The following is a 1,025-nucleotide window of genomic DNA, read 5'->3' on the forward strand; positions in this document are numbered from 1 at the left end:
AAATTTAAATTCCTGAGTTTTGGTCGGTTGCAGGATATCCCCGAGATTAGCCCCAATGAACTCTCCGCGATAGGAATAAATATAGTCATCTCCCATTCCCAGGTTAAAGTAGACTATATTGATTGAGTAGACTTTTTTAATTTGACCGTACTCTTGACCTTTGTCTAAGTATTCGGTGACTAACTTAGACGCACCGTAGAGCATACGGTGAAAATAATCGTGTTGAGGGTTGTTTTGTACTTCAATCAGGATCAGCTCACCATCAGTGGTTTCAGCGAGAATATCAACTCGGTTGGTTTTCTCATCGAGGGTCTCTTGATTAGCTTCGCTTTCGAGAAGGGTTTTGATGGTAATATCGAAATGCAACAACTCGCTTAGAAACCCTTCCAAAACACCAAAGTTAGCTTTATTCCGCAGCAGTTTTTTGATTGCCCAATCAAAGCGAATATGTGTGTCTGGCATTGTCTTGTGCTGGTGCTACTGTTCTCGATTATCTCGATTATAGGTAAATTTTACGCTGAGGATGCCCTGTGGCCACAGAACGGTGAATAGGGAAATCTTGAACGTCCTTGACCAAAATCTGGCCAGGGGAACCCCATTAAGGAAGAAAGAGTGAATGGTGAATGGTGAATGGTGAATGGTGAATGCAGAATAGTGAATGGTGAATGCAAAATGTATAATTACAAATTCTAAATTCTAAATTCGCGCATTCTAAATTCTAAATTGATTCAATCTCTTCCCGAGAAAGTTGGGTGATGTTCATAATAGTCTCCACATCTAAACCTTGTTCCCGACAGGAACGTGCTATCGCTATTTTTTCTTCTTTTTTTCCTTGTTGGATACCTTGTTGAAGACCTTGTTCGATCCCCTCTTGTTTTCCTTGTTGGATACCTTTTTCCATACCTCGAATTTCTGCCTGTTCCACTTGCCATCTCGTCTCAAACTCTTGGGTACTGAGTATACTGGCTTCGTCACGCTTATTTTTTAGGTAACGCTCGTAAGCTGCTCTTTCTTGTTCTGATAAA

General features: G+C 40.8%; 1 protein-coding gene and 1 pseudogene. Both read right to left on the reverse strand.

What is annotated here, in order from left to right; genetic code table 11:
* The coding region (locus F6K49_RS52780) for an Rpn family recombination-promoting nuclease/putative transposase (protein ID WP_293111104.1) at positions 1 to 462 on the reverse strand (462 nt) is incomplete at its 3' end.
* Between the two features lie 256 nt (positions 463 to 718).
* A pseudogene (locus F6K49_RS52785) lies at positions 719 to 1,025 on the reverse strand (hypothetical protein); the annotation flags it as partial.

This window comes from Moorena sp. SIO3I6, from assembly GCF_010672095.1.